This window comes from candidate division KSB1 bacterium (assembly GCA_022566355.1).
Lineage (GTDB): Bacteria > Zhuqueibacterota > JdFR-76 > JdFR-76 > DREG01 > JADFJB01.
Genome location: JADFJB010000186.1, coordinates 1 through 5,808, shown reverse-complemented (window position 1 = coordinate 5,808; position 5,808 = coordinate 1). Strand labels below are relative to the sequence as shown.

Annotated in this window: 7 protein-coding genes; all 7 read right to left on the bottom strand. The window is 39.2% G+C overall.

Annotated elements, in window-relative coordinates; all coding sequences use genetic code 11:
• Positions 1–361: 361 nt before the first annotated feature.
• Entirely contained in the window at positions 362–541 is a 180-nt protein-coding gene (locus IIC38_19720) for a hypothetical protein (protein MCH8128151.1), read from the bottom strand.
• Between the two features lie 149 nt (positions 542–690).
• Positions 691–1,665, bottom strand: a complete 975-nt coding sequence (gene mmuM, locus IIC38_19715; protein MCH8128150.1) for a homocysteine S-methyltransferase — start codon at positions 1,663–1,665, stop codon at positions 691–693.
• Positions 1,666–2,361: 696 nt separating this feature from the next.
• Positions 2,362–2,544 carry a hypothetical protein gene (locus IIC38_19710; GenBank protein ID MCH8128149.1) on the bottom strand — a complete coding sequence of 61 codons (183 nt, stop codon included), beginning with the start codon at positions 2,542–2,544 and terminating at the stop codon, positions 2,362–2,364.
• A gap of 41 nt (positions 2,545–2,585) precedes the next feature.
• A complete protein-coding gene (locus tag IIC38_19705) occupies positions 2,586–3,689 on the bottom strand; it encodes a zinc ribbon domain-containing protein (protein ID MCH8128148.1) in 1,104 nt (367 codons plus the stop codon).
• 137 nt (positions 3,690–3,826) lie between these two features.
• Entirely contained in the window at positions 3,827–4,318 is a 492-nt protein-coding gene (locus IIC38_19700; protein MCH8128147.1) for a hypothetical protein, read from the bottom strand.
• Between the two features lie 2 nt (positions 4,319–4,320).
• Complete coding sequence (locus IIC38_19695) at positions 4,321–4,887, bottom strand: RNA polymerase sigma factor (GenBank protein ID MCH8128146.1); 567 nt, start codon at positions 4,885–4,887, stop codon at positions 4,321–4,323.
• Positions 4,888–5,130: 243 nt separating this feature from the next.
• Positions 5,131–5,655, bottom strand: coding sequence for a DNRLRE domain-containing protein (locus IIC38_19690; protein ID MCH8128145.1), 525 nt, complete (start codon positions 5,653–5,655; stop codon positions 5,131–5,133).
• Between the last annotated feature and the right edge of the window lie 153 nt (positions 5,656–5,808).

Genomic DNA, 5,808 nt, shown 5'->3' with positions numbered 1-5,808 from the left:
ACAAGGAGGGGAAATTCCTCCCCTTGATAAGGGGAGGTTAGGAGGGGTAATTGAGATAAACAAATTACTACAGCTTATAGCTCCGTTTAAAAATACGTCACCGAATTTATGAAACAGACCACTAAGTTACTCCGGTTATAAACAACACTCCACCCGATTCTTGCTAAGTTCTTAGTTTATGACTCCGGATAATTAAAATCCATCTCCCCATACATACGCGGAACGCGGTATTATCTAATTTGGAATAATCGTTCCTGTGAGATAATCAACTTGCGATAAACCCAAATCCTCTATGTTTTATTGATTTAACAAATTCCTCTTTGATGTTATTCATCATTAAAATTACTTTGCTACATCACAATCAACCCATCCAAAATCCTTTACGCTGGGATACGCCTAAAATCGATTTGCAATGCTCACAAAAATAAATATATCGTTTGCCAAAAAAACCAGCCATTTTCTGGTAGAAGACTTTTTTTACCTCAACTTTGCAAAAAGGGCACATAGGCGAACTATCTGTTTTTTCTTCTATTTCAATCATGATTTTCTCCTTTTTTTTATACTACAAATAGGTCTACCTAGTTTAAGTAAAAAAATTCAATTCAATCCTCAAATCAATATAGCAGAACCTTGTTATTCACGTCCTTCTCATTAAAATAACAGGAGTGTTTTACAAAACCACCCTCTTGATTAGTTGTGTAATTTTCCCAAATTCGTCTCCAATAAAGCTTCCCTCATCGCTTTAATATGATGAGGACCTGTTCGACAACAACCACCAATCAATGACGCTCCCTGATCATACCAATCCAGACTTGCTTTACTAAAATCCATGGGATCGGATGTCCCGATCCAAATTTTTCGGATCGGATCGTAAATCTCTCCTGAATTCGGGTATACAATGATTGATTTGGTCGGTGCTCCTCGTTGTGCCTCTTCAATCAAAGATGAAATATATCGCGGCGCCGTACAATTTATTCCGACGGCTACAACTTGTTGGCAATTTTCAAATAGAGAGACGGCCTCTTTCAGGGTCGTACCATCACTTATGTCCTTTTCATCTTTACAGGAAAAGCTGATCCAGGCATAAATGTCTGGCGTCTCAGATAGCAATTCCCGCAATACTTCAGCTTCTTGGAGGCTAGGGATTGTCTCGCAGGCAAATATATCTGCGGAAGAATCTGCGAGCACTTCCCAACGGGGGTTATGAAAAGCACGCAGCTTACTAGTTGAAATCCCATAATTTCCCGTATATTCTGAGCCATCGGCTAAATACGCTCCGTACGGTCCGATACTCGCTGCCACAATAGGACGAATTCGATAGTTATGTTGAAACTTAGAACTTTGAAAATAGTCATCACGGGTTTCACAAGCCAGTTCTACGGCGCTTTTTAAAAGAGATTTTGCCTCCTTCTCTGTTTTCCCTTCTGATATAAAACCGGGAACACTCGCCTGGTAACTGGCAGAAGTAATGCAGTCAGATCCTGCTTTTAGATAGGATAAATGAACCTTGCGGATTTCTTCTGGCTTGTTCATCAGCAAGCGTGCAGACCACAACCGATGATTTAGATTATGGCCCAGGCGTTCCAATTCCGTGGCCAGACCGCCATCCAACAGAACAAATCCTTGTTTCTGCAGAAATGGATTAATGGGTGATTGACTTGGCATCTTATTCTTCTCAAAGTGCAACATTTTTAATTTCAATTTAAAGGAATTGGCATTTTCTGTAAATAATTACGAGCAATAAAATCCAATGAGTCCAAGCTTTAAAGTAATCTTCTCTTCGAAAAGATTTAACTTTTGTTTGTTATTATCAAGGAATATATTTTATAATATACTTCAACCAACAGTATTAATTCATCATTAGGAAAATAATAAATTGGAGGTACCATGATTGCCCGAACCTGGCACGGTGTCGTCCCAAAATCAAAAGCAGATGATTAATTTATCTTCCATTCGTAACGTTAATTTTGTTTGCATAGCAACCTCATATACATCTATTCGCTATAAGTTAATCCGTCAGACCAATCTAAAAACAAAGAGTATTACGAAAGGTCACAGATCAACAAACAACACGGCTTTTAAATAAAAACAATAATATAGCCACGGATTCACCCCGTTAGATAAAAGCATCAAGTTTACCAGAAAATACTAAAGAATTGTATCTAACAGGGTGAACACGGATAAAACACGGATTTAATAAATGGAGCTTTTAATTTCACTTTTTCAACATAAAACATTTCTATAAATTCAAATTGAATGTAATGGTTTTTAATTTTTTTTTCTAAACGGATTTTATCAGTGTCAATCAGTGAAAATCCGTGGCTAAATTCTTTGGTCGCGGCCCAAGGCCGCTCTGTGCTTTTACAATAATGTATAAGTCAACCTCACTGTCAATGCCTGCTTCAATTGCCTTTTGACAGATACATCGCGATCGTAAATTAATTTTACATTAAAATTGACGGCAATCAGCTTGGTGATTTTGGCGCTGATCAATGTGTTCCAATTCACATCAATTTCGTTGAGGGTTTTTATATTGGAAAACATTTCCAACTCAGCGTTCTCCGCGGTTAAACCTTGTTGTTCACCTATTTTTCTTTCGCCGGTTCAGGTGAAGGTTCAGGTTCGACAACCGGTTGTAATTCTTCTTTTTCCTCCAATCCTGCCCGGCAACTCGGACAAAAGGTCCAATCCGGTTTAATGGGATACTGGCATTGCGGGCAATATGTGTTGGACAAATCGAAGCCGCAGTGCGGACAAAAAGTGCCAGTGCCATTTAATTCGTTTTCACACTGGGGACATTGGTGAGAGCGCATGGTCGATGGCCTGGTGATCATGTAGATGGCGAGACCGAATATCAACGAAATAAGCGTGATAAATGCCCAAAGACCGGGATTGTTCACATCACGTTGTTGGGCATCAATATAGACCCAGGTGGGTAAGAGAAACCAGAGAAAAAACCCTGAAATAACCGTAAAAAATATAAATAATGGCTGGTAATCAAGAAATGCGTCTTCACCCCGGGCCCTATTGTTACTGTAGTACATTTCATGATTAGCCGAATCATCGATCTTTATAAACAAGGTTCCCTGTACCTGTCCGTCTTCATTGGCCACAGGCGCTGATAAGATCAGACCACGATCTCTCGTATAATACCAGCTGCTCTCCCTTCCATCCTGGTGTAATTGTTTAATTTTACCAATATCAACATTCGCAAAATCAACTTGATTGTGCTGATCGATTACATCAAGGAGAAAGTCATTGCGGTCGCTATAGAGTCCTTCTTTGATGATGGTTTCCGCATTTTTATCATAGGCATTATTAACCTGGACAAAGGCATAGGAAGGCGCTCCAAAAATAAATTCGCCCCGGTTGTCGCTCATCCAAAGATAACGTTTTGCCTGATCCACTTTTTGATGTTCGAGTAATAGTTCGGATTGGATAACTTTGATCAGCCGGTTATCGGCTACGTTTTCCGGTGTCCTGGAAATCACTCCTATTTTTTCTGCTGTTGCTGTCAAATATTGGGTATTTTGATCGGTGACCGTTGTTATATGTTCATTCAATCTCTGCTGGTGTTGTTTATATTTATTATTCCAGTAAGGGGTTTGAATAATTGCCACACTAAGCGAAACCATGAAAACAATTGCCGCCGGTAACGCCATTTTTTTGATTAATTTTTTCCTGTTCATTTTTTCTCCAATTATTTTGAGTAAATGTTACTTTAACTTTCTTTTTAATGATTATCCAATTCTTACTACAAATATTTTTCACCTCTCTGTGCATCTTTCTTACTTTGTTACTTTGTGCCTTTGTTCCTTTGTTTCAATCATAATCGAATCGCATTTTTGTTTACATCAAAATACAAAATGGGAGCCAGGGCCAGGGTTATAAATGTGCCGGCGCACAAAAATAAGAAAGCAACAAATCCAAAACTGCCGACGGTTTGAATGACCCAGATCTCTTGCATAGACTGCCAGAATGGCTGCATACTGATCCTGTCCTGAATGAAGTAGATCAAAGACAAGATAAAGATCATCACAAAACCAATACGGAAGAATGGCAACGCTGACATTTCCGGTCTGGCTGGTGCTACCCTTGGCCGTTCTGCCGGTATATTTGCCAATATTTTATCGATAGTTCCCGGCAGCGGTTGCTCGTCCTGGGAGTACTTCAAAATGGCATCCATCAGATTTAGCTCATTTAAATATTCCCGGCAATCTTCGCAGCCGGTCAGATGATCACGAAGTTTGCTTTCTTCCTGTTGAGTACATTCATGATAAAACAAGCTTAGAATTGCATTTTTATTTTGATGGCTCATATCTAAAACTCCACCGCTTCTAATAGTGGTTTTAATTTCGCAATGGCCCGGTGAAACCTGGCCTTTAAGGTTCCTTCCGGAACTTTGGTAATCTCGGCGATCTCCCTGAACTTCAATTGTTGAAATTGCTTTAAAACGATGATTTCACGAAGGTGCGGTTTTAACTTCCCCAACGCCTTTGCAATGGTATCCTTTAAATCGGAATGTTCCAGTTGCACATCGGGTTGTTCCGCTTGCGGATGCGCTGGTTCCTGTTCTCCTTTTATCTCTGTGACATCCACATAATGAAAATCGTAGCGTTTTTTCACCATCTCATTCCTGGTATTATTCAGTGCGATGGTGTAAAGCCAACCCCTGAATTTTCCGGATTCCTGACTGAATGTATGCGCAGCATACCAAACCCTGGTAAAGGTCTCCTGCAATAAGTCCTGGGCAATGTCTCTGCTGCCGGTATATTTTAAAATATAATTAAAGATACTCACCTCATATCGATTGTACAAAATCCTTAATGCTTTGGTATTCTTTTTGAGAATCATACTCATTAGTTCTTCATCCGTACTTTTTTCCATTCAGGCTCTATTTCTTCCTTTTAACGGTATACCAGATGAGTTTTAAAAAAGTTGATGTTTGTAAATTTAAGGTAGATTGGGTGAATATCAAAATAGAAATGAAAGGAACTGAGTTTTGATGAATAATTGGAAGGATTGAAGAAGAGATTGCTAATATAGGAGAAAGTAGCGTTTTTTATATCCAAAAAAGGCCAGCTTTATTTGCTGACCTTTTTTCTTAGTTCACATGCAGAAAGGTTATTCCTATTGCAATGCCGTATAAAATATCTTGACCGTTGCTTGCTTAAATTCAGGCGCCAGGTTTATTTTATCTTTATGAAGTATCTTTTCGGGAATTCGGCGGTGCGAAACTACAAAAATACCATCATTCTTTACTGTACCATTTACCCATGAATCTACCAACTGGGTAATATCCAGGTCAATTTGGGTTAAACCCAACTTGTCTTTGCCAATCCTTCCCGTTACAGGATTCTGGTTATAACTTGTCGCGGCGATTTCGCCGTTGGCGTCTGCTGCCAAGATTTCAAACAAGTTTATATTTTCCGAATTCTCGCTTATGTTCACGCCAAAGCTAATGACTGCACGATCGATATTGATGCCATCCGGCAGGGCAGGCAGTGCAAAGTTGAATAAAAGCCGGTACGAATCACCTTTCAGATCCTGGACTTCGACACTTACATTTTCGATGATAATTATTTCCGATCTTGCGATAAATGGAACACTGCACAAGAGTACGATAAAAAATAGTCTTTTTATTTTTGTTGGCATAATGGCCTCCTTTAAAGTAGATAAATTCCTATCAACAAGTAATCAACGCATCAATATCAACTTCCGTGATTCAGAATTCAGTTTTCCTGAATCTGCTGTTTTTGCGTAAATGCGGTAAAAATAGACACCCGATGTTAACCCGCTGCCATTTTC